Annotated in this window: 23 protein-coding genes and 1 pseudogene; 10 read left to right on the forward strand and 14 right to left on the reverse strand. The window is 60.4% G+C overall.

Going from position 1 to position 24,967, the window contains the following annotated elements; all coding sequences use genetic code 11:
- A pseudogene (locus tag HBO12_RS28255) lies at window positions 1-259 on the forward strand (hypothetical protein); the annotation flags it as partial.
- Between the two features lie 114 nt (window positions 260-373).
- Here the strand turns inward: HBO12_RS28255 and msrQ are convergent.
- From msrQ to mrcB, 9 genes are all read right to left on the reverse strand, one after another.
- Complete coding sequence (gene msrQ / locus HBO12_RS25155; RefSeq protein ID WP_170043552.1) at window positions 374-994, reverse strand: protein-methionine-sulfoxide reductase heme-binding subunit MsrQ; 621 nt, start codon at window positions 992-994, stop codon at window positions 374-376.
- Window positions 994-2,007 carry a protein-methionine-sulfoxide reductase catalytic subunit MsrP gene (msrP, locus tag HBO12_RS25160; RefSeq protein WP_170043553.1) on the reverse strand — a complete coding sequence of 338 codons (1,014 nt, stop codon included), beginning with the start codon at window positions 2,005-2,007 and terminating at the stop codon, window positions 994-996. The genes msrQ and msrP overlap by 1 nt, the downstream gene beginning before the upstream one ends.
- 63 nt (window positions 2,008-2,070) lie before the next feature.
- Window positions 2,071-2,928 carry a CDP-diacylglycerol--serine O-phosphatidyltransferase gene (gene pssA, locus HBO12_RS25165; protein WP_029298897.1) on the reverse strand — a complete coding sequence of 286 codons (858 nt, stop codon included), beginning with the start codon at window positions 2,926-2,928 and terminating at the stop codon, window positions 2,071-2,073.
- A gap of 142 nt (window positions 2,929-3,070) precedes the next feature.
- Window positions 3,071-4,087, reverse strand: a complete 1,017-nt coding sequence (gene ilvC, locus HBO12_RS25170) for a ketol-acid reductoisomerase (RefSeq protein ID WP_003176099.1) — start codon at window positions 4,085-4,087, stop codon at window positions 3,071-3,073.
- 46 nt (window positions 4,088-4,133) lie between these two features.
- Entirely contained in the window at window positions 4,134-4,625 is a 492-nt protein-coding gene (ilvN, locus tag HBO12_RS25175; RefSeq protein WP_003176102.1) for an acetolactate synthase small subunit, read from the reverse strand.
- Window positions 4,626-4,627: 2 nt separating this feature from the next.
- Window positions 4,628-6,352 carry an acetolactate synthase 3 large subunit gene (locus HBO12_RS25180; protein ID WP_169955054.1) on the reverse strand — a complete coding sequence of 575 codons (1,725 nt, stop codon included), beginning with the start codon at window positions 6,350-6,352 and terminating at the stop codon, window positions 4,628-4,630.
- Between the two features lie 431 nt (window positions 6,353-6,783).
- Entirely contained in the window at window positions 6,784-7,113 is a 330-nt protein-coding gene (locus tag HBO12_RS25185; protein WP_170043554.1) for a YqcC family protein, read from the reverse strand.
- Window positions 7,113-7,844, reverse strand: a complete 732-nt coding sequence (locus tag HBO12_RS25190; protein ID WP_057440150.1) for a tetratricopeptide repeat protein — start codon at window positions 7,842-7,844, stop codon at window positions 7,113-7,115. The genes HBO12_RS25185 and HBO12_RS25190 overlap by 1 nt, the downstream gene beginning before the upstream one ends.
- 16 nt (window positions 7,845-7,860) lie before the next feature.
- Window positions 7,861-10,185: a penicillin-binding protein 1B gene (gene mrcB, locus HBO12_RS25195; protein ID WP_170043555.1), complete on the reverse strand. Its 2,325-nt coding sequence runs from the start codon at window positions 10,183-10,185 to the stop codon at window positions 7,861-7,863.
- 117 nt (window positions 10,186-10,302) lie between these two features.
- Here mrcB and HBO12_RS25200 point away from each other — a divergent pair, with 117 nt between their 5' ends.
- The 3 genes from HBO12_RS25200 to HBO12_RS25210 all read left to right on the forward strand — a co-directional run bounded on the left by HBO12_RS25200 (window position 10,303) and on the right by HBO12_RS25210 (window position 12,769).
- A complete protein-coding gene (locus HBO12_RS25200; protein ID WP_169955057.1) occupies window positions 10,303-11,859 on the forward strand; it encodes an AAA family ATPase in 1,557 nt (518 codons plus the stop codon).
- A 91-nt stretch (window positions 11,860-11,950) separates the two neighbouring features.
- Complete coding sequence (locus HBO12_RS25205; RefSeq protein WP_170043556.1) at window positions 11,951-12,295, forward strand: pentapeptide repeat-containing protein; 345 nt, start codon at window positions 11,951-11,953, stop codon at window positions 12,293-12,295.
- A 201-nt stretch (window positions 12,296-12,496) separates the two neighbouring features.
- Complete coding sequence (locus tag HBO12_RS25210; RefSeq protein WP_169955059.1) at window positions 12,497-12,769, forward strand: TfoX/Sxy family protein; 273 nt, start codon at window positions 12,497-12,499, stop codon at window positions 12,767-12,769.
- A gap of 325 nt (window positions 12,770-13,094) precedes the next feature.
- Here HBO12_RS25210 and HBO12_RS25215 read toward each other — a convergent pair whose 3' ends face one another.
- Genes HBO12_RS25215 through HBO12_RS25225 form a run of 3 tightly spaced genes read right to left on the reverse strand, consistent with a single transcriptional unit; the run spans window position 13,095 to window position 15,774 of the window.
- On the reverse strand, window positions 13,095-13,862 hold the full coding sequence (locus tag HBO12_RS25215) for a heme ABC transporter ATP-binding protein (RefSeq protein WP_170043557.1): 768 nt from the start codon (window positions 13,860-13,862) through the stop codon (window positions 13,095-13,097).
- Window positions 13,862-14,845 (reverse strand): iron chelate uptake ABC transporter family permease subunit, encoded by a 984-nt coding sequence (locus HBO12_RS25220; protein ID WP_170043677.1) that lies wholly within the window; start codon window positions 14,843-14,845, stop codon window positions 13,862-13,864. The genes HBO12_RS25215 and HBO12_RS25220 overlap by 1 nt, the downstream gene beginning before the upstream one ends.
- A gap of 50 nt (window positions 14,846-14,895) precedes the next feature.
- The gene (locus tag HBO12_RS25225; RefSeq protein ID WP_170043558.1) at window positions 14,896-15,774 is read right to left on the reverse strand and encodes a heme/hemin ABC transporter substrate-binding protein; all 879 of its coding nucleotides are present in this window, start codon (window positions 15,772-15,774) and stop codon (window positions 14,896-14,898) included.
- Between the two features lie 172 nt (window positions 15,775-15,946).
- Between HBO12_RS25225 and HBO12_RS25230 the strand changes: the two genes are divergently transcribed.
- Complete coding sequence (locus HBO12_RS25230; RefSeq protein WP_169955062.1) at window positions 15,947-16,264, forward strand: Rieske (2Fe-2S) protein; 318 nt, start codon at window positions 15,947-15,949, stop codon at window positions 16,262-16,264.
- On the opposite strand, the gene sfsA is transcribed toward HBO12_RS25230, so the two are convergent.
- Complete coding sequence (gene sfsA / locus HBO12_RS25235; RefSeq protein WP_170043559.1) at window positions 16,261-16,974, reverse strand: DNA/RNA nuclease SfsA; 714 nt, start codon at window positions 16,972-16,974, stop codon at window positions 16,261-16,263. The two genes, HBO12_RS25230 and sfsA, sit on opposite strands and share 4 nt — an antisense overlap.
- Window positions 16,974-18,146, reverse strand: a complete 1,173-nt coding sequence (locus HBO12_RS25240) for a pyridoxal phosphate-dependent aminotransferase (protein ID WP_170043560.1) — start codon at window positions 18,144-18,146, stop codon at window positions 16,974-16,976. Before HBO12_RS25240 ends, sfsA begins: the two co-directional genes overlap by 1 nt.
- A gap of 319 nt (window positions 18,147-18,465) precedes the next feature.
- On the opposite strand from HBO12_RS25240, the gene dksA reads away from it, so the two are divergent.
- From dksA to HBO12_RS25265, 5 genes are all read left to right on the forward strand, one after another.
- On the forward strand, window positions 18,466-18,900 hold the full coding sequence (gene dksA, locus HBO12_RS25245; protein WP_029298940.1) for an RNA polymerase-binding protein DksA: 435 nt from the start codon (window positions 18,466-18,468) through the stop codon (window positions 18,898-18,900).
- A gap of 84 nt (window positions 18,901-18,984) precedes the next feature.
- Window positions 18,985-19,872: a tRNA glutamyl-Q(34) synthetase GluQRS gene (gene gluQRS / locus HBO12_RS25250; protein WP_170043561.1), complete on the forward strand. Its 888-nt coding sequence runs from the start codon at window positions 18,985-18,987 to the stop codon at window positions 19,870-19,872.
- Between the two features lie 62 nt (window positions 19,873-19,934).
- Complete coding sequence (locus HBO12_RS25255) at window positions 19,935-20,111, forward strand: hypothetical protein (protein WP_003176118.1); 177 nt, start codon at window positions 19,935-19,937, stop codon at window positions 20,109-20,111.
- Window positions 20,095-23,049, forward strand: coding sequence for a sensor histidine kinase (locus HBO12_RS25260; protein WP_170043562.1), 2,955 nt, complete (start codon window positions 20,095-20,097; stop codon window positions 23,047-23,049). The genes HBO12_RS25255 and HBO12_RS25260 overlap by 17 nt, the downstream gene beginning before the upstream one ends.
- A 22-nt stretch (window positions 23,050-23,071) precedes the next feature.
- The gene (locus HBO12_RS25265) at window positions 23,072-24,499 is read left to right on the forward strand and encodes a sigma-54-dependent transcriptional regulator (protein ID WP_029298946.1); all 1,428 of its coding nucleotides are present in this window, start codon (window positions 23,072-23,074) and stop codon (window positions 24,497-24,499) included.
- Window positions 24,500-24,967 lie beyond the last annotated feature (468 nt).

Consider the following 24,967-nt stretch of genomic DNA (forward strand, 5'->3'; position numbering starts at 1 on the left):
CTCCACAAGCACCCACACGAATTGCTTGATTCAGTTGTTAAAGAGCGGTTGGTTAAGATCTTTCGTCTCAACCGAGGCGCGCATTCTACAGCAGCCTCATTTGCTGTCAAGTGATTATTTTCAGAAGTTTCGAGATTTTCCTCAACAACTTCAACCACTTGCGCTTTCGATCTCTCGTCAGCGGGAGGCGAATTCTACAGCGTTACACGCTGCTGTCAACACCTCTTTTTTCAACTTCCTTTTGGCTTCGATGAACTGAAGCAACCTGCTGCCGAAAACTACATAACTCTTTGTTTACCAAGGAGTTTTCCGTTTCGACTGCGCCGGAAGTGGGGCGAATTATAGACTTCCAAGATCTGCGGTCAAGCGTTAATTACGCTTTTGTTGCAGAAGGTGCTTTTTTGGCAATAAGGCGAGGGATTCGGCGCATCACAGGCGGAATCCGCAAGAGCAAAAGCAGCGCCCCTACAGAGGCATAGATAGCCCACTCCTTCAGATCGGCACGCACGATCCACAGCATATGCAGCAAACCAAGCCCCAAAATCACATACACCAGGCGATGCAGCTTCTTCCAACGGGCGCCCAGCCGACGCTGGCTATAGCGATTGGATGTCACCGCCAACACCAACAAGCACATAAAACCCAACGCCCCCCCAATAATATAGGGCCGCTTGCGCAGCTCAACGCCCAGTTGCGACCAGTCCAGCCCCAGGATAAATACGCAATAAGCGGCGAGGTGCAAAACCACATACGCAAAGCACCACAACCCCAACTGCCGGCGCACAGCGATCCACCCTGCCCAACCGCTCAATTTTTGCAGTGGCGTCATTCCCAACGTAACCAGCAACAGGATCAGCGTTCCCAGCCCCAACCGATCAACCAGCACTTTTCCGGGATCAGGCCCCAAGGTGAGACTCCACGCCTCATACAACCAGTACAACGGCCACACCGCCGCAGCTATAAAGACGCCAAGGCGCCAGATGGGGTAGCGCATCAGTAGTTCTTCCGCAGATCAAGGCCGGTATAAAGAGAAGCGACCTCATCCGAGTAGCCATTGAACATCTGCGTCTCGCGTACATTCGGGCTGAACAAGCCACTGGGCAGGCGCCGCTCCCGGGCCTGGGTCCAGCGCGGGTGATCGACGGTGGGGTTCACATTCGCATAAAACCCATACTCATCCGCCGCAATGCTCTGCCAGGTGGTTTTCGGTTGCTCGCTCACCAGGCTGATCCGCACGATAGATTTCACGCTCTTGAAGCCATACTTCCACGGCACCACCAAACGCAGCGGCGCGCCATTCTGGTTGGGCAATTCCCGCCCATACATGCCCACAGCCAGGATCGCCAAAGGATTCATCGCTTCATCCAGGCGCAGTCCTTCTATATAAGGCCAATCGATCAGGCCAAAACTTGAGCGCTGGCCCGGCATGCTCTTGGGATCCTGCAGGGTTTCAAAGCGGATGTATTTGGCCTTGGAAGTGGGCTCGACCTGTTTAAGCAAGGCCGATATGGGAAAGCCGATCCATGGAATGACCATCGACCACGCCTCGACACAGCGTAGACGGTAGATCCGCTCTTCCAACTGATAGGGCTTCATGAAGTCTTCCAGCGCATAACGCCCTGGTTTTGCGACTTCACCATCAATCACGACACTCCATGGCTCGGTCTTGAGCGAGCCGGCATTCGCCGCAGGATCGCCCTTGTCCGTACCGAACTCATAGAAGTTGTTGTAATGGGTCGCATCCTTGAACGGCGTGATGGCCTCGTCTTTGACCGTCACCGCCTGCCATTGGGTGCCAGGAAGTTTCTCGGCGAACCAGCCGGGAGCCTTGCCTGGCTCGACATCGGCATAACGCGCAGTGTCAGCTGCACTCACCCAACGCGGCAGGCTGCTGGCAGCAATACCGGCAAGCGCGCCACCGAGCAGACTGCGGCGGGAGAAATAGAGGGATTCTGGGGTGACGTCCGATTCGTGACAATCGGACGCTTTGGGCAACTTGATTAACATGGCAACTCCGCAGCATTGGAGAACTGATGCACCAATAGACTGCGGAGTATGGGGGAAATTACATTAAGGCAATGTTTTGTCCCGGCGCAGATGCAACAGGTACTGAACCGGACCCGAAGCCGCATATACCAGGAACGCCAGCAGCAAGATCCGCGGCGGATCACTGAAGACCACCGCGAACACCAGTACCACCACCAGAATCGCCACGAAAGGCACACGCCCCTTCAGGTCAAATTCCTTGAAGCTGTTGTACTTGATGTTGCTGACCATCAGCATACCGGCCGCCGCAACCATCAAGGCCACGAGGAACGACATCTTCGAACCCTGGATACCGTAGTCACTGAACGCCCAGACAATACCGGCCACCACACCCGCCGCCGCAGGACTGGCAAGACCGATGAAGTAACGCTTGTCGGCAGTGCCCACCTGGGTATTGAAGCGTGCCAGGCGCAACGCAGCGCCCGCGACATAGATGAAGGCCACCATCCAGCCAACCTTGCCCATGTCACCCAGGGCCCAGGCAAACGCCAGCAACGCAGGTGCGACACCAAAGGCCACCATGTCCGACAGCGAGTCGTACTCGGCACCGAAGGCGCTCTGGGTATTGGTCATGCGCGCCACGCGCCCATCAAGGCCATCGAGGACCATGGCCACGAAGATCGCGATGGCAGCAAAACCGAAGTACTTGCTGGCACTCGCCGCATCACCTGCTGCCAGCGCGCTCTGGGCACTCATGGAATTGATGATGGAGTAGAAACCGGCAAACAGGTTCGCCGTGGTGAACAGGTTGGGTAGAAGATAGATGCCACGATGCCGGACCTTGCGGCCTTCCGCGTCATGCCCTTCTTCGACATGCTCATCGATCGGTAGCAGGCTTTCGGCGTCAGAGGCCTGGTTTGGCTCTTCGGGACGTTCGCTCATGGACTTTACCTTGCAACGGTGTGAAAAAATTCGATAGACACTTGCGGCGAGTTTCGCCCGCAAACGATGCAGCTTTATACCAGAACCAGCCCTCAAACGAAAAAACGCGGCCTAGGCCGCGTTTTCCGTAGACACGTGCGACTTAGTTCTTGGCTTTGTCGACGATCTTGTTGGCACCGATCCACGGCATCATGGAGCGCAGTTGCTCGCCGATGACTTCGATACCGTGAGCGGCGTTGTTACGACGCTTGGCGGTCATCGAAGGGTAGCCGGTAGCACCTTCGCTGATGAACATTTTGGCGTATTCGCCGTCCTGAATACGTTTCAGGGCGTTGCGCATGGCCTGACGGGATTCGGCGTTGATGACTTCCGGGCCGGTCACGTACTCGCCGTACTCGGCGTTGTTGGAGATCGAGTAGTTCATGTTGGCGATACCGCCTTCGTACATGAGGTCAACGATCAGCTTCAGTTCGTGCAGGCACTCGAAGTAGGCCATTTCCGGCGCGTAGCCAGCTTCAACCAGGGTTTCGAAACCGGCTTTGACCAGTTCAACGGTACCGCCGCACAGAACGGCTTGTTCGCCGAACAGGTCGGTTTCGGTCTCGTCCTTGAAGGTGGTTTCGATGATGCCGGTACGACCACCACCGACGCCAGCAGCGTAGGACAGTGCAACGTTCTTGGCGTTGCCCGAGGCGTCCTGGTAGATCGCGATCAGGTCAGGAATACCGCCGCCTTTGACGAACTCGGAACGCACGGTGTGGCCCGGTGCTTTCGGCGCGATCATGATCACGTCCAGGTCAGCACGTGGCACAACTTGGTTGTAGTGAATCGCGAAGCCGTGGGAGAAGGCCAGGGTGGCGCCTTTCTTGATGTTCGGCTCGATTTCGTTCTTGTACAGCGCGGATTGGAACTCGTCCGGGGTCAGGATCATGACCAGGTCGGCAGCCGCAACAGCGGAAGCAACGTCAGTCACTTTCAGGCCATGGGCTTCTGCCTTGGCAACAGTGGCCGAGCCCTTGCGCAGGCCAACAGTCACGTCAACGCCGGAATCTTTCAGGTTGCAAGCTTGTGCGTGACCCTGGGAGCCGTAGCCGATGATGGCGACTTTCTTGCCCTGGATGATCGACAGGTCACAATCTTTATCGTAATAAACTTTCATGAGGTTCCTCTATATATCCAGGCCTTAAGGCCATTCGCTAATTGGGTTAGATGCTGAGTACTTTGTCGCCACGGGCAATCCCGGTGACACCACTGCGTACGGTTTCCAGAATCGAGGCCGTCCCGATCGACTGGATGAAGCTGTCCAGTTTGTCGCTGGTACCGGTCAGTTGAACGGTATAAACGCTGGCGCTCACATCGACGATCTGCCCACGATAAATATCGGTAGTACGCTTGATCTCGGCACGTTGGGCACCCGTGGCCTTGACCTTGACCAGCATCAGCTCACGCTCGATGTGGGCGCTTTCCGACAAATCGACCAGCTTGACCACTTCGATCAGCTTGTTGAGGTTCTTGGTGATCTGCTCGATCACCTCATCATGGCCTACGGTGGTCAACGTCAGGCGCGACAGGGTCGGGTCTTCGGTCGGGGCCACGGTCAGGCTTTCGATGTTGTAGTTGCGCTGCGAAAACAGGCCGACCACACGAGACAGAGCGCCCGGTTCGTTCTCCAGAAGCAGGGAGATAATGTGCCGCATGATTAGGTTCGCTCCGTCTTGTTCAGCCACATATCGCGCATTGAGCCGTCTTTGATCTGCATCGGGTAGACGTGCTCGCTGGTGTCGACCTGAATGTCGATGAACACCAGGCGATCCTTCATGGCGAACGCCTCTTCCATCTTCGGCTTGAGATCCTTCAGATCGGTGATGCGCATGCCGACATGGCCATAGGCTTCAACCAACTTGACGAAGTCAGGCAACGATTCCATGTAGGAATGGGAGTGACGACTGTTGTAGCTCATGTCCTGCCATTGGCGAACCATGCCCAACACACCGTTGTTCAGGCAGACGATCTTCACCGGCAGGCCATATTGCAGGCAGGTCGACAGCTCCTGGATGTTCATCTGGATGCTGCCTTCACCGGTAACACAAGCCACGTCGACATCCGGGAAGCTCAGCTTCACACCCATGGCCGCAGGGAAACCAAAGCCCATCGTGCCCAGGCCACCGGAGTTGATCCAGCGGTTAGGCTTGTCGAACTTGTAGTACTGCGCGGCGAACATCTGGTGCTGGCCCACGTCGGAGGTCACAAAGGCGTCGCCCTTGGTCACTTCGCACAGGGTTTCGATCACGGTTTGTGGCTTGATGATGCTGCCGTCGCCCTTGTCGTAAGGGAACAGACCGCGGTCACCGCGCCATTCGTCGATCTGCTTCCACCAACTGGCAACGGACTCCTTGTTCGGCGTCTCGCCAATGTCCTTGAGCGCAGCGACCATTTCGGTCAACACGCTCTCCACGGGACCTACAATCGGCACATCGGCCTTGATGGTCTTGGAGATGGACGCCGGGTCGATGTCGATGTGGATGATCTTGGCATTCGGGCAGAACTTGCTCGCGCCGTTGATCACCCGGTCATCGAACCGCGCGCCCACGGCCAGGATCACGTCGGCGTGGTGCATGGTCAGGTTGGCCGTGTAGCTGCCGTGCATGCCGAGCATGCCGACGAACTGACGGTCCGAACCCGGGAAGGCACCGAGGCCCATCAAGGTGTTGGTCACCGGCAGGTTGAGCATCTTGGCCAATTCGGTCAACGGTGCGGAACCGCCGCCCAGGATCACGCCGCCACCCGAGTAAAGCACTGGGCGCTTGGCCGCCAGGAGCATTTCTGCCGCCTTGCGGATTTGCCCCGAGTGCCCACGCACGGCCGGGCTGTAGGAACGCAGCTTGGCTTTCTTCGGGAAGATGTATTCGAACTTTTCCGCCGGGTTGGTCATGTCTTTCGGGATATCGACCACCACTGGACCCGGGCGACCGGATTGCGCGAGGTAGAACGCCTTCTTCATGACTTCCGGGATTTCCGAGGCATGCTTGATCATGAAGCTGTGTTTCACGATCGGCCGGGAGATACCGATCATGTCGGTTTCCTGGAATGCATCAGTGCCCACCATGGTGCTCGCCACCTGGCCGGAAATGATCACCATCGGAATAGAGTCCATATACGCAGTCGCGATGCCAGTAATGGCATTGGTTGCGCCAGGGCCGGACGTGACCAGCACCACGCCGGCTTTACCGGTGGCACGGGCATAACCGTCAGCCATATGGGTCGCGGCCTGTTCGTGGCGAACCAGGATGTGGTTGACAGCCGGTTCCTTGAACAGTGCGTCGTAGACATGCAGCAGAGCACCACCTGGGTACCCGTAGATATAGTCGACGCCTTCGTCACGCAAAAAGCGGACGAGCATCTCACCGCCAGATAAAAGCTCCACGTTGTTCACCTCTAAAACGCCAGAATACCGTCCGTTGAAAACCGACGGGTCTTAATAGGTTTACTTCTCAACAGAGCATGAGCGACGGTGGTCGCCGACTACGTCAGCACTGACTGAGCAAGTATTGGGATCGTCCCAAGTGTTGCGGGCTTTTCCCACCCAGCGCGAGGTAACGCGTTGCGGGTGTAACAGGTCGGCGCGGATGTGCGCCTCATGATCTGCTGAGCGGGCCTGCTTCTGGCAGTCCCGATACAGCGGACTTTGGATTCTTCTGTTTCAGCCCCTTCAAGTCAAGCAATAATTGCGCTTTTTTCCAACTAAGCGCATGAGAACGTAGAAGAAAGGGCTTTGAGGAGGGATAAAACTCGCCTGAATGTCGTCAAGCGGTAGAAATGTGCGCAAGACTGCCGGAAAACCCGGCAGTCAGGCAATTAACGAGCGCCGACGATCAGTTGGTCGAACTTTTTCAGCGCAGAGCGTAGGCCGAGGCTTTGTTGGGGACGGTCGGCGTAGACCATCTCGGCCATCTCCAGGATGCCCGACGCATTAGGTAGCGGCAGGTCCTGTTCGAGGATCTGTTTCATCCGCACCAGGAAGATCCACTGCAGCCACTGATGAAAATCCAGGGTATCCACGGAAAACGGCTCGACGCTGCTCAGCGCCTCTGCACCGGGAGACACCTCATCCCACCAGCCCGCCACGCGCAATTCGCGCTCAATCAGTAACAACTGTTCGGCAATCGCCGGAAAACGAGGATCCATCAGAGACTGACCTTGGCCTTCTGCCGGGCCTGGGCAGCACCGGCAGCATCACCTTGTGCAGCACGTGCATCACCAATCAAGGCCCACAGGCTGGCTTGCAGGTCAGGACGACCGTTGGCCATGGTCAAGCCACGACGGGCGAACTGCTCAGCTTGCGGCGCATCACCCTGGGCCATACGCACTTGCGCCAGGCGGTAGAGCACCTGCGGTTCACGCGGCGCGACCCGCTGGGCGCGCTCAAGGCTGGACGATGCGCCGTTCAAGTCGCCACCGGCCTGCTGTTGCTGCGCAGTGGTGAGCAAGGCCAGGACCGGGCCGTCCAACTGCTCGTCGGCAGACAGGCCGCCGGCATTGGCCGAGGGAATCCCGCTCGGGGTCGACGGCATGTTGTAGGTGCCCTGGTTGATCGGCGCGGTATCAATCGGCGCCGAGTTCGACGGGCCAGGGGTGATCGGCCCCGGCGTCCATGGTGCGGAGCTGATGGGTGCAGATGTGGTGGCGCCCCCACCCGGGACCATCACCACTACGCCGGAATCCTGCGGTACCGCCTGGGTCGTGGCAGGGTTTGGACGGGTAGTCACGGTCTGGCGAAAGCCGCCATTGGCCGAGATCCGGTCATTGTTGGATACGGCCGTGCCGGAATCCACCACCGGGATGGAGCCGCGCTGCACGCTGGAGCAACCGCTGAGCAAAGCTAACGTTGTAATAGCCGGAATCAACCACTTGTTCACTTGAAATCCTCTTTGCTTAATTCATCCAGCCCTTGACCCAATCCATCACCGAATCCGCATCCGTGGGCACACCTGTGCCACATGGAGCGCCGGCTGGCGGTTCACTGCCGCGAATATACGGCATCTGCACCGCGCCCGGACAGTTGGCATCGGAGCCCTGCCCGGTATGGGGGTCGATCCAGGCCTGAACGATATTGTCGGGTTGCGGCATGTTCAGTGGCAGCGGGTCGGCCTTGCGCATAAAGCTGGTCCAGACCTGCAAGGCGCCGGTCGCGCCGGTGAACGGTGTCTTGCCGTTGTCATCGCGCCCCAGCCACACCACCGCGAGCAGGTCCTGGCTGAAACCGGCGAACCAACTGTCACGGGAGTCGTTACTGGTACCGGTCTTGCCGGCCAGCGTCAGGTTACCCGGCAGCGAGCTGTACACCGAACGCCCGGTCCCTTCGCGCATGACCCGTTGCATGGCGTTCTGGATCAGGTAGATGGAGGCCGGATCAAAACGCTGCTCGATCTGGAACGGGTAGCGCTTGAGCGGCTCGCCTTCCGCCGTGAGGACACTGCGGATCCCGCGCATCGGCGTATTGAAACCACCGTTGGCCAGGGTCTGGTACATGGTCGCCACTTCCATCGGGCTCAAGCCACCTGCGCCCAGCAACATCGACGGGAACGCCGGGAACTCGCGGCTTACACCCAGTCGTGCAAGGGTCTTGAGCACATTCGGCACACCCAGCTCCAGGCCAAGCCGCGCCGTGGACAGGTTGTAGGAGTGCGCCAGGCCCTGGTACAGGAACACCGTGCCGTGGGAGCGACGATCATAGTTCTGCGGCTTCCACACCTGGCCATCGGCGCCCTTGACCGAAAACGCTTCGTCGGAGAGCCAGCTGGTCAGGGTGTACTTGCTCGGCTTTTCCAGTGCAGTGAGGTACACCGCCGGCTTGATCAGCGAGCCAATCGGCCGCACGGCATCCAGGGCACGGTTGAAGCCGGCGAAGCTGGCCTGGCGGCTGCCGATCATGGCCTGGACTTCACCGGTTTCCGGGTTGGTCACCACCATGGCCGCTTCGACTTCGTCCGAGCCCTTGCGCCCGGCCAGGCGCTTGAAGGTATCGCTGACCGAGGCTTCGGCCTTCATCTGCAGGATCGGGTCGAAACTGGTGAAGATCCGCAGGCCTTCTTCGGTCAAGTCCTCGTCGCGATAGTCTTCGCGCAACTGGCGCTTGACCAGGTCGATAAAGCCGGGGAAGGAACTGTCGGCCAACTTGCCACGAGTGGTGACGCCCAAAGGCATCTTCTTCGCGGCGGCGACCTGTTCTGCGGTGGCTACGCCCTGCTGCTCCAGCACGTCGAGGACCAGGTTGCGGCGCTCCAGGGCCCGCTCCGGGTTGCGGCGCGGGTTGTAATAGGACGGCCCCTTGACCATGCCTACCAGCAACGCCACCTGGTGCAACTTGAGCTCGGACAACGGCTGGCCGAAGAAGAACTGGCTGGCCAGGCCAAAGCCGTGCACCGCGCGCTGGCCATCCTGGCCGACGAACACCTCGTTGAGGTAGGCCTCAAGGATCTCCGGCTTGCTGTAGTGCAGCTCCAGCAACATCGCCATCATGGCTTCGGTGAGTTTGCGGGTCAGGCTGCGCTCACTGGTCAGGTAGAAATTCTTGACCAATTGTTGCGTCAGCGTACTGCCGCCCTGAGTCATGCGGCCACCCGAGGTGTTGACCCAGATGGCGCGAGCGATGGACTTGGGCGAGACGCCCCAGTGGCTGTAGAAATCCCGGTCTTCGACCGCAACCAGGGTTTCCAGCAGATACGGCGGCACCTGATCAATTTTGATCAGGATGCGATCTTCAAGGTTCTTGGGGTAAATCCCGCCGATCAGCAACGGCTCAAGACGCACCACTGGCAACTTGCCGCCATTGAGTGCAGAAAGCTCGGCCACGTAATCCCCGGAGAAGCGCACGCGCACCGGTTGCGCCTTTTCCAGGCCTTCATAGAACTGGAAGCCCCGGGTATTCAGGTCCACGGTATTGCCGCTGACCGCCGCCGCACCCGGGCCGTTGGCCACGGCTTCGCGCCGATAGCCCAGCGCATCGAGTTCGGTAAGGAAATCTTCCTTGCTCAGTTTCTGGCCGGTAAACAGCTCCAGCGGGCGAGCGTAGACCTTCGCCGGGATGGTCCAGCGCTTGCCAGAGAACTTCTCCTGGACCACGGCATCGAGGTATACCGCGATGCCTGCGATCACCACCAGGCCCACCAGGCCGAGCTTGAGCGCCCAGCCTAGCCAGGGGCGCAGGCTGCGGGGAGGAGGTTTTTTACGGGAACGGGGAGATCGGGTACGAGTCATGGCGGCGGATTATACGCATTTTATTGATGATCAACATGAACCGGACGGCGGTTTGCATGACCGACCTGAGCGGCCATAATGCGCTCCATTATTTTCCCAGACTCCGAAGGATCGCCTGTGAGCCAGCCCCTGATTGCCGCCCTGCAAAACCCGGCCCTGTTTCCTCATCCGGTCGAAGCGTTTCAAGTCATCGAAACCCATATTTCCTGGGTCCTGCTCACCGGTCCCTATGCCTATAAGATCAAGAAACCGGTGAACTTCGGCTTCCTCGACTTCACCCAACTGGACGCCCGCGCCCACTTCTGCAACGAGGAACTGCGCCTCAACCAACGCCTGACACAAGATTTGTATCTTGAAGTGTTGCCGATCACCGGCAGCGCTGAAGCACCGCAACTGGGCGGCGAAGGCCCGGCCATCGAATATGTGCTGAAAATGCGCCAGTTCCCGCAAAGCCAACTGCTGAGTACCTTGCAGGCCAATGGCGAGCTGACCAACGGCCACATCGATGAGATGGCCAGCCAGATTGCGCACTTCCACCTCAACGCCCCCAAGGTTCCCGAGGCCCATCCCGCCGGCACCCCCGACGAGGTGATGGCGCCGGTGCGGCAGAACTTCGAGCAGATCCGTCCGTTCCTTAGCGACAAAGCCGACCTGGCCCAACTGGACGCACTGCAAGCCTGGGCCGAGAGCAGCTTCGAACGCCTCAAGCCCCTGCTGGAGCAACGCAAGCTCAATGGCTTTACCCGCGAGTGCCACGGCGATATTCACCTGGGCAACGCAACCATGATCGACGATCACGTGGTGATCTTCGACTGCATCGAGTTCAACGAACCGTTCCGCTTCACCGACGTGTGCGCCGACACCGGCTTTCTGGCGATGGACCTGGAAGACCGTGGCCTCAAGACCCTGGCCAGGCGCTTTATCAGCCAATACCTGGAGCTGACCGGCGATTACCAGAGCCTGGAGCTGCTGAACTTCTATAAAGCCTACCGCGCGCTGGTGCGGGCCAAGATCGCACTGTTCAGCATGCCGCCCGAGGCAACACCGGTCGAGCGCGCAACCACCCTGCGCCAGTACCGCAACTACGCCAACCTGGCCGAAAGCTACAGCACCATCCCCTCGCGCTTCCTGGCGATTACCCATGGCGTATCGGCGACCGGCAAAAGCCATGTGGCGATGCGCCTGGTGGACGCGCTCGGCGCCATTCGCCTGCGCTCCGATGTAGAACGCAAGCGCCTGTTTGGCGAGCAACAGGTCGAGAACACCCTCCAAGCCGGGATCTATGCCTCGGACGCCAGCGCGGCAACCTACGCCCGCCTGCATACCCTCGCCGAAACCGTACTGCGCGCAGGCTTCCCGGTAGTCCTGGACGCGACCTACCTCAAGCGCGAGCAACGAGAAGCTGCCGCCAAAGTCGCAGAAGCCACCGGCGCGCCCTTCCTGATCCTCGATTGCAATGCACCGCAGGCCGTTATCGCCAGTTGGCTGGCGAAACGTCAGGCAGATAAAAACGATCCGTCTGACGCTACCCTGGCAGTCATTGAGCAGCAACAAGCCAGCCGCGATCCCCTGAGCGCCGAAGAACTGCTACTGAGCAAGCGGGTCGAGACCAATGAAAGCGGGACGCTGGACGCGCTGGTTGCCCACGTCCGCCAGCGCCTGCCAGGGCTGTAGGAAATATTTCACGGCCGTGATGCGGTTAACAGCTCACGGCCGCAAATAGTGGCACTATAATGGCATTATAAGTCCAACAGGAGTTGCCGCCATGGGCCAGCCGAAGCTGCTTGATACACCGCTCTACGCGCTGCTGCATAAAGATGACATCCGGGGTTTCAATCAGGAACGCCCCAAGGATGGCCCGATTGATATGCGCGGCGGCGACTTCCGTGGTCTGGACCTGCGCCACCTGGACGCCGAGGGCGTGGACTTTACCGACGCCTACTTCCGCTCGGCCGACTTGCGTGGCCTGGACCTGCGGGGCTGCCCGCTGGAAGGCGCCAGCCTGGCCCATGCGCAGATCTCGGGCACTTACTTCCCAGCCGAGCTGAGCGCTGACGAGATCCTTATGTCGATCAATTTCGGCACGCGCCTGCGCTATCGCACCCGCTGACCGAACACCTTTATCCCCAGCTGAGCGCAACGCGAGCTGGGGGCCTGCGCCTGTCACCGTCAAGATTCCAGCGCCAGCCTTAGAAGCTTTTACGTCGTTTCTGAGCAAAGAACTACGCTTTTCCTACTGAGCGCTACACTCCTTTCAGGCTTGCCTGGTCACGATACCCACCGAACCATTCGGCCGTCGCAAGGAGGCTTGATGAATGATGAGCTGCAACACCTGAAAAACCTTGGCAAGACCTCGGCGCAATGGCTGCATGCGGTGGGCATCCATAGCGCTTCGGACCTGCGTCGCCTGGGCGCGGTGGACGCCTACCGGGCGGTACGCACCCGTGGTTTCCGGGCATCCAAAGTCCTGCTGTATGCCATCGAAGGCGCATTGATGGATGTGCATTGGAACGATATTCCAACCGAGCGCAAGGAAGCCTTGAATCGCCAACTGGAAGCGCTGTCGATACGGAACAAGAACTGAAACAGGTGATAACCCAATGTTTGCGGGGTTCCAAACAAACGTTTGAGAAAAATCCCCAAGGGTGCAAAAACAAGTGTTGACTCTCAAATGAGAATCGTTATGATTATCACAACTGGTCGCGAGATCAGCCGATAACTGAAAGACCATTGGTTCGGACTCTCAGATTATCTCCTCATCAGGCTAATCACGGTTATTTGACCCGGCTCTTGCCGGGTCTTTTTTTGCCTGGGTTTTATATCACCCTGTAGGACCTGGCTTGCCGGCGAAGGTGCTGGGTCTTGATACACCGCTATCGCCGGCAAGCCGGCTCCTACATAGATAGGGTTCAGCGGGCGATGATCAAGGGATGACCCAGCTCAGGATGGGGCTGCACCAGTACATTCAGACCGAACACCGCCTTGAGCAACTCCGGTCGTAACACCTGCGCCGGTGTGTCCAGGGCATGGGGGCGACCGTTCTCCAGCAGCAGGATGCGATCGCAGTAGCGCGCCGCCAGATTGAGATCGTGAAGAATCACCAGCACGGCCGCGCCACGGTCGGCAAAGCTGCGGATGGCCTGCAAGGTGGTGTGCTGGTGCAATGGGTCGAGCATCGAGGTCGGCTCGTCCAGCAATAGGGTCTGCCCCGCCTCGCCCGGCCAGAGTTGCGCCAGCACCCGAGCCAGGTGCACGCGCTGGCGCTCGCCGCCGGATAACGCCAGGTAGCTGCGTCCGCTCAGGTGGCCCACGTCGGCGGCCTGCAAGGCGGCTTCGATGATTTCATCGTCGCGCACCCGCCCGGTCTGATGGGGCAAGCGCCCCATGCCCACCACTTCCTCGACGCGAAAAGCGAAATCCAGGGTCGACACCTGGGGCAGCACCGCCAGGCGCTGCGCCCGTTGCGCGCCCTGCCAATCCTTGAGCTCGCGGTCGTCCAGCCAAACCTGCCCTTCATCCGGATGCAATTGCGCACACAACGCGCCCAGCAACGTGCTTTTACCGGCGCCATTGGGGCCGAGCACACCCAGAACTTCACCGGGTTTCAAGTCCAGGGTCACGTCGGCCAACACGGTTTTGCGACCGCGGCGGATCTGCAGGTTGTCCACTCGCAGCATCAGGCGCGTCCTCGCAACAGCAGGTATAGAAAAAACGGAGCACCGATAAAGGCAGTAACAATACCAATGGGCAACTCCGCCGGCGCCAGGGCCAGGCGGGCCACCAGGTCGGCGAATAACAACAGGCTCGCGCCCGCCAGCACCGAGGCCGGCAGGAGCACACGATGATCCGGCCCCGCCAGCAGCCGCACCAGATGTGGCACCACCAGCCCGACAAAACCGATCAGCCCCGCAGCGGCGACCGCCGCGCCAACCCCGAGTGCCGTGCAAAGCACCAGCTCGCGCTTGAGCCCCTCGACATTGATCCCCAGGTGACTGGCTTCCGACTCTCCCAGGAGCAAGGCATTGAGCGCCTTGGCCCGGCGCGGCAGCCACAGCGCCACACCGGCACTGACCAGCAGCAATGGCCACAGTCGCGAGTAGCTGGCGCCGTTCAGGCTGCCAAGGTTCCAGAACGTCAGGGTGCGCAAGGTAGCGTCATCGGCCAGGTAGGTGAACAGGCCCACCGCCGAGGCCGCCAGCGCGGTCAGGGCGATACCGGCCAACAGCATGGTTGCGACATTGGTCTGCCCGTCGCGCCGCCCCAGGCGATAGACCAGCGCGGTCACGCCCAAGCCACCCAGAAATGCACACAGCGACAACAGATACGGCGCCACGGCGTCCGGCAGGCCACCAAAGGCCGCGCCGCCGACGATGGCCACCGCCGCCCCCAGCGCAGCGCCACTGGACACACCGACCAACCCGGGGTCGGCCAACGGGTTGCGAAACAGCCCCTGCATGGCCACCCCCGACAGCGCCAGCACCCCACCAACCGCCAGCCCCAGCAAAGTGCGCGGCAAACGGATCTGCCCCAGAATCAGCTCAGCCTGCTCCAGGCCCTGGGCCTCGATAGGCACGCCAAGCAGGCGCAAGGCAGCGCGCAGAGTGTCGAGCAACGGCAGGCTGACCGGCCCCAGGGCCAGGGACAGCCAGGTCGCCAACACACACAACAGGCTCAAGCCGATAAACAGGGTGCGCGGTTTAACCAGAGTGGTCATGGGGCGGCTTGGGCTTTAACGGGGTAGAACCCGGCGGACAGGATTTGCAGGCTGGCTGGCAAGCGTGGGCCCAGGCCTCCGACCAACAAGGTGGGATCCAACTCAAACACCCGGCCGGTCTTGGCCGCCGAGGTGTTCGCCAGAATCGGGTTTTCCTTGAAAAACGCCGCACGGGCCGCCTCACCACTCAGGGCGCGGTCAGAGAACACCAGCACTTCAGGGCTCAACCCCGCCAGCGACTCTACCGAAAACGGCTTATAGCCGCTGTGCGTCGCCAGGTTGTGCCCGCCGGCCTGTTGCAGCACCCAGTCGGCGGCCGTGTCCTTGCCGGCAATCAGCGGCTTGCCACCGGCATGCCCGAGCACCAGCAGCACGCCAGGGGCCTTTTGCCGGGCTTGCGCCTGGGTCACGGCCGCTTTTTGCAGGTTTAGTTGCTGTTGATAAGCATTGAACAGTGTTGCGGCCTTGTCTTCAGCTCCCAGCAGCTTGCCCAGGTGCTGCAGGTTGCGTTGCAGGGTCGGCAGGTCCGGCTGCGCGGAGAACAGCTCCACTTGCACCCCGGCATTGCGAATCTGCGCCAGCACCGGTGGTGGCCCCATTTCCTCGGTGCCCACCAGGATCTGCGGGCGCAGGCTCAAGATCCCTTCGGCGGACAGCTGGCGCTGGTAACCGATACTGGGCAGCGCCTTGAGCGACTGCGGATGCTGGCTGGTAGTATCGACGCCCACCAGCTTCGACTCCCCGCCCAGGGCCGTCACCCACTCCGACAACGCGCCCCCGGCGCTGACCCAGCGTTGAGGCAGCTCAGCAGCTTGCGCCACGTGGTTGACCAGCAGTCCGACAACAAGCGCAATAGCGCTGGCACTCAGGCGCATAAAAGGGTTTCCTTCCAAGGGTGAGGCCGTCTGGCATCGTACTGAGCACGCAGTCAGCTGACGGGCGAAGCCAGCATTTGATAATTGTTTGCATTTGAACGTCAAGCACCGGGCTCACCCGTAAACCCCGGATTGCGCCACAGCCCTTGACCCGCGCCACCTGAGAACACCTATGAAGTTTCTGTGCTCCTCCCACGAACTGGCCCCAGACAGCAGCCGCGGCTTCGATATCGATGGCCGCAAGTTATTGGCCGTGCGCCGCGAAGGCCGAGTGTATTTCTATATCAACCGCTGCCCCCATCGCGGCGTACCACTGGAATGGCAACCTGACCGGTTTCTCGACCCCAGCGCGAGCATGATCCAATGCGCCACCCACGGCGCGTTATTTCTGATCGAAAGCGGCGAATGCGTGGCCGGCCCCTGCGCAGGCCAAAGCCTGACGCCTCTGCCCGGCCGCGAAGACGCACAGGGGCTGTGGGTGCAACTCTAGTCGTTGAGCAGCACGGGCAAAGGGCGATCAATGCAGATTTGCTGTGCACTGACATTCACGCCATAGGCCAGGACCTGCACCCCAGCGGACTTGGCTTCACGCAGTGCAGCGGCATACCCGGGATCGATCTCCTCGGCCGGCCTTACGCCATCGATGCCGGACACATTCACACAGTACAACTGTACGGCTCGTACACCGTTACGGGCCAAGTGCGCCAACTCCCGTAAATGCTTGGCACCACGCTGGGTCACTGCATCGGGAAACGCCGCGATAGGCGTGCCGTCAAACCCCAGGGTGACACTTTTGACTTCGACATAGGCCGCGCCGTCGGGGTAGTCCAGGCGAAAGTCGATCCGGCTTTTCTCCTGGCCGTAGGGCACTTCACGCTTTAACGCGGTAAAGCCGTTGAGCTCAGTGATCACCCCAGCATTCAACGCCTCTTCAACCAACGGGTTGGCTCGCGCGGTGTTGACGCACGCCAGGCGGCCCTGTGGGGTCTGCGCGATCTCCCAGGTGCCCGGCAGCTTGCGCTTGGGGTCGTTGGAGCGGCTGAACCAGACCGGCCCGCCCTCGATCATGCAGTTGAACATTGAGCCGGTGTTGGGGCAGTGAATGGTCAGCAACTCGCCGGTAACGGTTTCGATATCGGCCAGAAAACGCTTGTAGCGGCGAATCAGCCGACCTTCTTCGAGGGGAGGATGAAAGCGCATCAGCCTTGCCAGCTCCGCAAGCCACGGGCAATGCGTTCCACTGCTTCCTGTAGGCGATCGAGGTTTTGTGTGTAGGCAAAACGCACATGATGACCCGCCTTGAAGCGACCGAAATCCAACCCTGGCGTGAATGCCACGTGCTCGGTTTCAAGAAAGTGCCGGCAAAACGCGAAGGCATCGCCACCAAAGGCGCTGATATCGGCATACAGGTAAAACGCCCCCTCAGGCTCGACTGCGATACCGAACCCCAGCTCACGCAGGGCCGGCAGCAAAAAGTCACGCCGGCGCCCGAACTCGGCCCGTCGTTCTTCAAGGATCTCCAGGGTCTGCGGGGTAAAACAGGCCAATGCCGCATGCTGGGCCATGCTCGGTGCGCTGATGTACAGGTTTTGCGCCAGCTTCTCCAGCTCACCCACCGCTGCGGGGGGCGCCACCAGCCAGCCGAGGCGCCAACCGGTCATGCCGAAATACTTTGAAAAACTGTTTAGGACAAACGCCTCGTCATCCACTTCCAGCACGCTGGCTGCGTCAGTGCCATAGGTCAGGCCGTGATAGATCTCATCCACCACCAGATGGCCATTGCGGGCCTTGATCGCCCTGGACAGGCCGGCCAGTTCATCACGGGTCAGAATGGTCCCGGTCGGGTTGGCCGGCGAGGCGACCAACGCCCCCACGCTGTCCTGGTCCCAATAGCGCTCCACCAGGTCGGCGGTCAGCTGGTAACGCACCTCGGGGCCGACCGGCACCAGTTGCGCCGCGCCCTCCACCAGTCGTAGGAAATGCCGGTTACAGGGGTAGCCTGGGTCCGCGAGCAACCAATGTTTGCCGGGATCCACCAGCAGGCTGCTGGCCAGGAGCAAGGCCCCGGAGCCGCCCGGTGTGATCAGGATGCGTTCGGGGTCGATGCTCAAACCATAACGCAGCTGGTAGAAACCACTGATGGCCTCGCGCAGTTCCGGCAGGCCACGGGCGGCGGTGTAGCGGGTCTTGCCGTTGGCCAGTGCGGCCTGGCCGGCCTGGATGATCGGCTCGGCGGTGGTGAAGTCCGGCTCGCCGATCTCCAGGTGAATCACATCATGGCCAGCGGCCTGCAGCTCATTGGCCCGCGCCAGCAACGCCATGACATGAAAAGGTTCGATAGCACGACTGCGAGCACTGTAGGGCTGAGCCATTAGCCTTCCTTAACAATGAGGACAAAATCGGGATTCTACCGAACCCGCGAGGTAAAACATGTTCTATTGCCTGCCCGGCTGGCGTGATGAGCCGGGCAAGCGCCTGCAAAAAGACTAAAATCATCATTCCAGACGGTGTATGCCCGGCCACGGCGGGTCGCAGCAGTTTGCAACCCCGGCGCGACGGGCCTCGACAACCGGGAGTGGCGCACCCCGAATCTATCTGGTAAGTTCGCCCGCTTGCAGCCGCAGGGCCGGCAGGTGTCGGTGATGTTGCAATCCTGCGCAATGGATTAGAAGAGTGAGAGGCGGTCTATTCATGTCCACCCAAGCAAAGCAACAGAGCATCAGCGGCTTCGAACCCTACATCGAGACGAAGGGTGAGGAGTACATGGGCGAGCCCATGCGCAAGCACTTCACCAAGATCCTGCAAAAATGGAAACAGGACTTGATGCAGGAGGTCGACCGTACCGTTGACCATATGAAGGACGAAGCAGCCAACTTCCCTGACCCGGCCGACCGTGCCAGCCAGGAAGAAGAGTTCAGCCTTGAACTGCGCGCCCGTGATCGCGAGCGCAAGCTGATCAAGAAAATCGACAAGACGTTGCAACTGATCGAAGACGAAGAATATGGCTGGTGCGAATCCTGCGGCGTCGAGATTGGTATTCGTCGCCTGGAAGCCCGTCCTACTGCAGACATGTGCGTAGACTGCAAGACCTTGGCCGAAATCAAGGAAAAACAGGTCGGCAAGTAATCCCTGCCCGGCTGGACGAATGGGGCGTGCAAACGCCCCATTTTTGTTTCTGGAGTTTGGCGGTTTTCCAGTAATATCCTGGCCATGACAGCCTCTCCCTATATCGGGCGTTTCGCCCCCACGCCCAGCGGCCATTTGCACTTCGGCTCCCTGGTTGCAGCCCTCGCTTCCTATCTCGACGCCCGCGCCAATCAAGGCCGCTGGCTGATGCGCATGGAAGACCTCGACCCACCCCGTGAAGAGCCGGGCGCCCAGGCGGCGATCCTGCATGCCCTGGAAAGCTATGGTTTTGAATGGGACGGCGAACTGGTCCGACAAAGCGAGCGGCATGATGCCTACGCCAAAGTCCTGAACGATATGTTCAATCATGGCCTGGCCTACGCCTGCACCTGTTCACGCAAGCAACTGGAACCGTATAACGGCATTTACCCTGGCCTCTGCCGCAACGCCGGCCACGACCAGCAGGATGCCGCCATTCGCCTACGGGTTCCCGAGTTGGAATACCATTTTACTGACCGTGTACAGGGCGAGTTCCGACAACACCTGGGCCGCGATGTCGGCGACTTCATCATCCGCCGTCGCGACGGCCTGTATGCCTACCAACTGGCCGTGGTGCTCGACGATGCCTGGCAAGGTGTCACCGATATCGTGCGCGGCGCCGACCTGCTGGACTCCACGCCACGCCAGCTGTACCTGCAAGAGCTGCTGGGCCTGCGCCAGCCGCGCTACCTGCATGTGCCGCTGATCATCCAGCCGGACGGCAACAAGCTGGGCAAATCCTACCGCTCCCCACCGCTAATGCCCGACCAGGCCACACCTTTGCTCTTAAGGGCCCTGCGCGCCCTCGGCCAGATGCCGGGGGATGAACTGCTCTACGCCAGCCCACGGGAACTGCTCGATTGGGGCATCCAGTACTGGGATGCCAGCCGGATCCCGCGCACACTGACCCTGGCCGAAGCGCAATTGCGCTGAAGGCGCTTGCAGCCTGCCAGCCATCCGTTAACATCGCCGCAGTTTTTCAATCAGAGGCCAACATGTACATCTATCGATTGGTCCTGCTGCTGGTCGTCGGGATCTACCTGTTTTCTCCCGCCATCATGGACTGGTGGATCGACGCCACGGGCGCCTGGTATCGCCCCTATCTGCTGTGGCTGATCCTGATCGTCGTGACCTTCATCCTGCAGAGCCAAAAAGATGCCGATGAGCTTTAGCCTGACCCAGATGCTGCTGATCAGCGCCGCCTACCTGGCCGCGCTGTTCGGGGTGGCCTGGATCAGTGAGCGCGGGATGATCCCGCGGGCGATCATTCGCCACCCGTTGACCTACACCTTATCCCTGGGCGTCTATGCCAGCGCCTGGGCGTTCTATGGCACGGTGGGCCTGGCCTACCAATACGGTTATGGGTTTCTTTCCAGCTACCTCGGGGTGTCCGGGGCCTTCCTGCTGGCGCCGGTGCTGCTGTACCCGATCCTGAAAATCACCCGCACCTACCAACTGTCGTCGCTGGCCGACCTGTTTGCCTTCCGCTTTCGCAGCACCTGGGCCGGCGCGCTGACCACGATTTTCATGCTGATCGGCGTGCTGCCGCTACTGGCCCTGCAAATCCAGGCCGTGGCCGATTCCATCGGCATTCTCACCCATGAGCCGGTACAGCATCGGGTGGCCCTGAGCTTTTGTGCGCTGATCACTTTGTTCACGATTTTTTTCGGCTCGCGGCATATCGCCACCCGGGAAAAGCACGAAGGCCTGGTGTTTGCGATTGCCTTCGAGTCGGTGATCAAGCTGATCGCCATCGGTGGCGTCGGCCTGTATGCGCTGTACGGCGTGTTCGACGGTCCGCAACAACTGGAGCTGTGGCTGCTGCAAAACCAGACAGCCCTCGCCGCACTGCACACTCCGCTGCAAGAAGGCCCATGGCGCACGCTGTTGCTGGTGTTCTTTGCCTCCGCCATCGTCATGCCGCACATGTACCACATGACCTTTACCGAGAACCTCAACCCGCGCTCGCTGGTCAGCGCCAGTTGGGGCCTGCCGTTGTTCCTGTTGTTGATGAGCCTGGCAGTGCCGCTGATCCTCTGGGCCGGCCTGAAACTGGGGGCCACCACCAACCCGGAATACTTCACCCTGGGTATCGGCATCGCCGCCAACAGTAAATCCCTGGCCTTGCTGGCCTATGTCGGCGGTTTGTCGGCGGCCAGCGGCTTGATCATTGTCACCACCCTGGCGCTGTCGGGCATGGCCCTCAACCACCTGGTGCTGCCGCTGTACCAGCCGCCCGCCGAGGGCAATATCTACCGCTGGCTGAAATGGACACGCCGGGCGCTGATCGTGGCGATCATCATGGCCGGCTATGGTTTCTACCTGTTGATGGCGGCCGAGCAAGACCTGGCCAACCTGGGCATTGTGGCCTTCGTCGCCACCTTGCAGTTCTTGCCGGGGGTTTTGTCGGTGCTGTACTGGCCGACTGCCAATCGGCGTGGGTTTATCGCCGGGTTGCTGGCGGGGATCCTGGTATGGCTGGTGACCATGCTGCTGCCGCTGGTCGGTAATCTGCAGGGTTTCTATATCCCGCTGCTGAACATGATCTACGTGCTCGACGACACCAGTTGGCACATGGCAGCGATCGCGTCGCTGGCGGCCAACGTGCTGATGTTCACCCTGATTTCCCTGTTCACCAACGCCAGCCCCGAAGAAACCAGCGCCGCCGAGGCGTGCGCGGTGGATAACGTGCGCCGTCCGCAACGCCGCGAACTGCATGCCGCCTCGCCCCAGGAGTTTGCCACGCAACTGGCCAAGCCCCTGGGTGCCAAGGCCGCGCAAAAGGAAGTGGAGCAGGCGCTGCGCGATCTTTACCTGCCGTTCGACGAGCGCCGTCCCTACGCCCTGCGCCGCCTGCGTGACCGCATCGAGGCCAACCTTTCCGGGTTGATGGGCCCCAGCGTGTCCCAGGACATGGTCGAGACCTTCCTGCCGTACAAGGCCGGCGGCGAGAACTATGTCACCGAAGACATCCACTTTATCGAGAGCCGGCTGGAGGACTACCACTCGCGCCTCACCGGCCTTGCCGCCGAACTCGACGCCCTACGCCGCTACCACCGCCAGACCTTGCAGGAACTGCCCATGGGCGTGTGCTCCCTGGCCAAGGACCAGGAGATCCTGATGTGGAACAAGGCCATGGAGGAGCTGACCGGCATCGCCGCCCAGCGCGTGGTGGGCTCGCGCCTGACCACCATCGCCGATCCGTGGAAAGAATTGTTGCAAGGGTTTATCAACCTGCCAGACGAGCACGTGCACAAACAGCACCTGGCCCTCGACGGCCAGACCCGCTGGCTGAACCTGCACAAGGCAGCGATCGACGAGCCCCTGGCCCCCGGTAACAGCGGCCTGGTGTTGCTGGTCGAAGACCTGACCGAAACCCAGATGCTCGAAGACAAGCTGGTGCACTCCGAGCGCCTGGCCAGTATCGGCCGCCTGGCGGCCGGCGTGGCCCACGAGATCGGCAATCCGATCACCGGTATCGCGTGCCTGGCGCAGAACCTGCGCGAGGAGCGCGAGGAAGACGACGAAATCACCGAGATCAGCGGGCAGATCCTCGAGCAGACCAAACGTGTCTCACGCATCGTGCAATCGCTGATGAGCTTTGCCCACGCCGGCGGCCACCAGAATCATGACGAAGCGGTGTGCCTGGCTGAAGTCGCCCAGGATGCCATTGGGCTGCTGGCCTTGAACCGGCGCAATTTCGAAGTACAGTTCTATAACTTGTGCGACCCGGAACACTGGGTGGTGGGCGACTCACAACGCCTGGCCCAGGTGCTGATCAACCTGCTGTCCAACGCCCGCGACGCGACCCCCGCCGGCAGTGCGGTAAGGGTCAAGAGCGAGGCTTTCGAGCACACGGTCGATCTGATCGTCGAAGACGAAGGCAGCGGTATTCCACAGAACATCATGGACCGATTGTTCGAACCCTTCTTCACCACCAAGGATCCGGGTGAAGGTACCGGTCTGGGCCTTGCACTGGTCTATTCCATCGTTGAAGAGCATTATGGACAAATCACCATCGACAGCCCGGCTGACACCGAAAGCCAACGCGGCACCCGTATTCGGGTGACCTTGCCGCGTCATGTCGAAGCGACGTCCGCTGTGAACTGAGACCGTCGAGAGAATTGAATCAATGCCGCACATTTTGATCGTCGAAGACGAAACCATTATCCGCTCTGCCTTGCGTCGCCTGCTTGAACGTAATCAGTACCAGGTCAGCGAAGCCGGCTCGGTGCAGGAAGCCCAGGAGCGTTTCAGCATTCCCACATTCGACCTGATCGTCAGTGACCTGCGCCTGCCCGGTGCACCGGGCACCGAACTGATCAAGCTGGGCCAGGGCACGCCGGTGCTGATCATGACCAGCTATGCCAGCCTGCGCTCGGCCGTCGACTCGATGAAGATGGGCGCGGTGGACTACATCGCCAAGCCTTTCGACCACGACGAGATGCTCCAAGCGGTGGCGCGTATCCTGCGTGACCGCCAGTCGGCCAGCAGCGCCCCGGCGGAACGGCCGGCCGGCAAGGCCGCCAGCGACAAACCCGGCGTCGACAACAGCAATGGCGAAATTGGCATCATCGGCTCCTGCCCACCCATGCAGGACCTGTACGTCAAGATCCGCAAGGTGGCGCCCACTGACTCCAATGTCCTGATCCAGGGCGAGTCCGGTACCGGCAAGGAACTGGTGGCCCGCGCCCTGCACAACCTGTCCAAGCGCGCCAAGGCCCCGATGATCTCGGTGAACTGTGCAGCGATCCCCGAATCCTTGATCGAATCCGAACTGTTCGGCCACGAAAAAGGGGCCTTTACCGGCGCCAGCGCCGGACGCGCAGGCTTGGTAGAAGCGGCGGACGGCGGCACGCTGTTCCTCGACGAAATCGGCGAACTGCCCCTGGAAGCCCAGGCCCGCCTGCTGCGTGTGCTGCAGGAAGGCGAGATTCGCCGGGTTGGCTCGGTACAGTCGCAAAAAGTCGACGTGCGCCTGATCGCCGCGACTCACCGTGACCTGAAAAGCCTGGCGAAAATCGGCCAGTTCCGTGAAGACCTCTATTACCGCCTGCACGTGATTGCCCTCAAGTTGCCGGCCCTGCGTGAACGCGGCGCCGACGTCAACGAGATCGCCAATGCGTTCCTGCTGCGCCAGAGCGCGCGGGTCAACCGTACCGACCTGACGTTTGCGGCCGACGCCGAACAGGCCATCCGCCACTATTCGTGGCCAGGTAACGTGCGCGAGCTGGAAAACGCCGTGGAACGCGCAGTGATTCTCTCGGAGAGCCCGCAGATCTCCGCTGAGCTGCTGGGCATCGATATCGAACTGAGCGACCTGGACGATGACGACTTCATTGGCCTGGCACCACAACAGGGCGGCAGTAACACCAGCCACGAGCCCACAGAAGACTTGTCCCTGGAGGACTACTTCCAGCACTTCGTCCTGGAGCACCAGGACCATATGACCGAGACCGAGCTGGCGCGCAAACTGGGCGTCAGCCGCAAGTGCCTGTGGGAGCGGCGCCAGCGCCTGGGCATTCCGCGGCGCAAGACCGGGGTTGCCAGCGAAAGCTGAGATCAACTCACATTGGGTAACACCCCAAACGTGAAAAAACTGTTACCTCAGATATTCACGTAACAAAAAGCCGGGGCTTACGGTAACGAAGCCCCGGCTTTTTTTCGCCCGCCAAACACCCATGAACCGGTTAAACCCCTGATTTTGCTGGAGCTCGCAAAAGTTGGCACGCACCCTGCTATATGCTTAGTACAAGAACAATAAAAAGCACCGTACACACACAATAAAAATAAGACGAATCGACTCACGCACAATAAAAACAACACGGCGGAGGCGCAGCTAACTGATTCTTTTGGAGAGGCGTTGCATTTGGGGCTTGCCCCGCAACCAGGCCGAGAACAACAAAAACTGCCCTAAGGCAGAGCCTGAACTGGTTGGATCATTGATCATAGCAACACAGCGACCAAAGCAATCCGTTTGCTCTTGACTCCCGATTGGGAGTGTCATGAAGGTGAAAATTCATGGCGA

Origin of the sequence: Pseudomonas sp. WS 5059 (assembly GCF_012985525.1) — a bacterium.
In the GTDB taxonomy this organism is placed as follows: domain Bacteria; phylum Pseudomonadota; class Gammaproteobacteria; order Pseudomonadales; family Pseudomonadaceae; genus Aquipseudomonas.

What these genes read in the sequence shown, in the direction of transcription:
- msrQ (WP_170043552.1), bottom strand. Translation starts at nt 994, where the DNA reads ATGCGCTACCCCATCTGGCGCCTTGGCGTCTTTATAGCTGCGGCGGTG.
- msrP (WP_170043553.1), bottom strand. Translation starts at nt 2,007, where the DNA reads ATGTTAATCAAGTTGCCCAAAGCGTCCGATTGTCACGAATCGGACGTC.
- pssA (WP_029298897.1), bottom strand. Translation starts at nt 2,928, where the DNA reads ATGAGCGAACGTCCCGAAGAGCCAAACCAGGCCTCTGACGCCGAAAGC.
- ilvC (WP_003176099.1), bottom strand. Translation starts at nt 4,087, where the DNA reads ATGAAAGTTTATTACGATAAAGATTGTGACCTGTCGATCATCCAGGGC.
- ilvN (WP_003176102.1), bottom strand. Translation starts at nt 4,625, where the DNA reads ATGCGGCACATTATCTCCCTGCTTCTGGAGAACGAACCGGGCGCTCTG.
- HBO12_RS25185 (WP_170043554.1), bottom strand. Translation starts at nt 7,113, where the DNA reads ATGGATCCTCGTTTTCCGGCGATTGCCGAACAGTTGTTACTGATTGAG.
- mrcB (WP_170043555.1), bottom strand. Translation starts at nt 10,185, where the DNA reads ATGACTCGTACCCGATCTCCCCGTTCCCGTAAAAAACCTCCTCCCCGC.
- HBO12_RS25205 (WP_170043556.1), top strand. Translation starts at nt 11,951, where the DNA reads ATGGGCCAGCCGAAGCTGCTTGATACACCGCTCTACGCGCTGCTGCAT.
- HBO12_RS25210 (WP_169955059.1), top strand. Translation starts at nt 12,497, where the DNA reads ATGAATGATGAGCTGCAACACCTGAAAAACCTTGGCAAGACCTCGGCG.
- HBO12_RS25215 (WP_170043557.1), bottom strand. Translation starts at nt 13,862, where the DNA reads ATGCTGCGAGTGGACAACCTGCAGATCCGCCGCGGTCGCAAAACCGTG.
- HBO12_RS25225 (WP_170043558.1), bottom strand. Translation starts at nt 15,774, where the DNA reads ATGCGCCTGAGTGCCAGCGCTATTGCGCTTGTTGTCGGACTGCTGGTC.
- HBO12_RS25230 (WP_169955062.1), top strand. Translation starts at nt 15,947, where the DNA reads ATGAAGTTTCTGTGCTCCTCCCACGAACTGGCCCCAGACAGCAGCCGC.
- sfsA (WP_170043559.1), bottom strand. Translation starts at nt 16,974, where the DNA reads ATGCGCTTTCATCCTCCCCTCGAAGAAGGTCGGCTGATTCGCCGCTAC.
- HBO12_RS25240 (WP_170043560.1), bottom strand. Translation starts at nt 18,146, where the DNA reads ATGGCTCAGCCCTACAGTGCTCGCAGTCGTGCTATCGAACCTTTTCAT.
- dksA (WP_029298940.1), top strand. Translation starts at nt 18,466, where the DNA reads ATGTCCACCCAAGCAAAGCAACAGAGCATCAGCGGCTTCGAACCCTAC.
- gluQRS (WP_170043561.1), top strand. Translation starts at nt 18,985, where the DNA reads ATGACAGCCTCTCCCTATATCGGGCGTTTCGCCCCCACGCCCAGCGGC.
- HBO12_RS25255 (WP_003176118.1), top strand. Translation starts at nt 19,935, where the DNA reads ATGTACATCTATCGATTGGTCCTGCTGCTGGTCGTCGGGATCTACCTG.
- HBO12_RS25260 (WP_170043562.1), top strand. Translation starts at nt 20,095, where the DNA reads ATGCCGATGAGCTTTAGCCTGACCCAGATGCTGCTGATCAGCGCCGCC.
- HBO12_RS25265 (WP_029298946.1), top strand. Translation starts at nt 23,072, where the DNA reads ATGCCGCACATTTTGATCGTCGAAGACGAAACCATTATCCGCTCTGCC.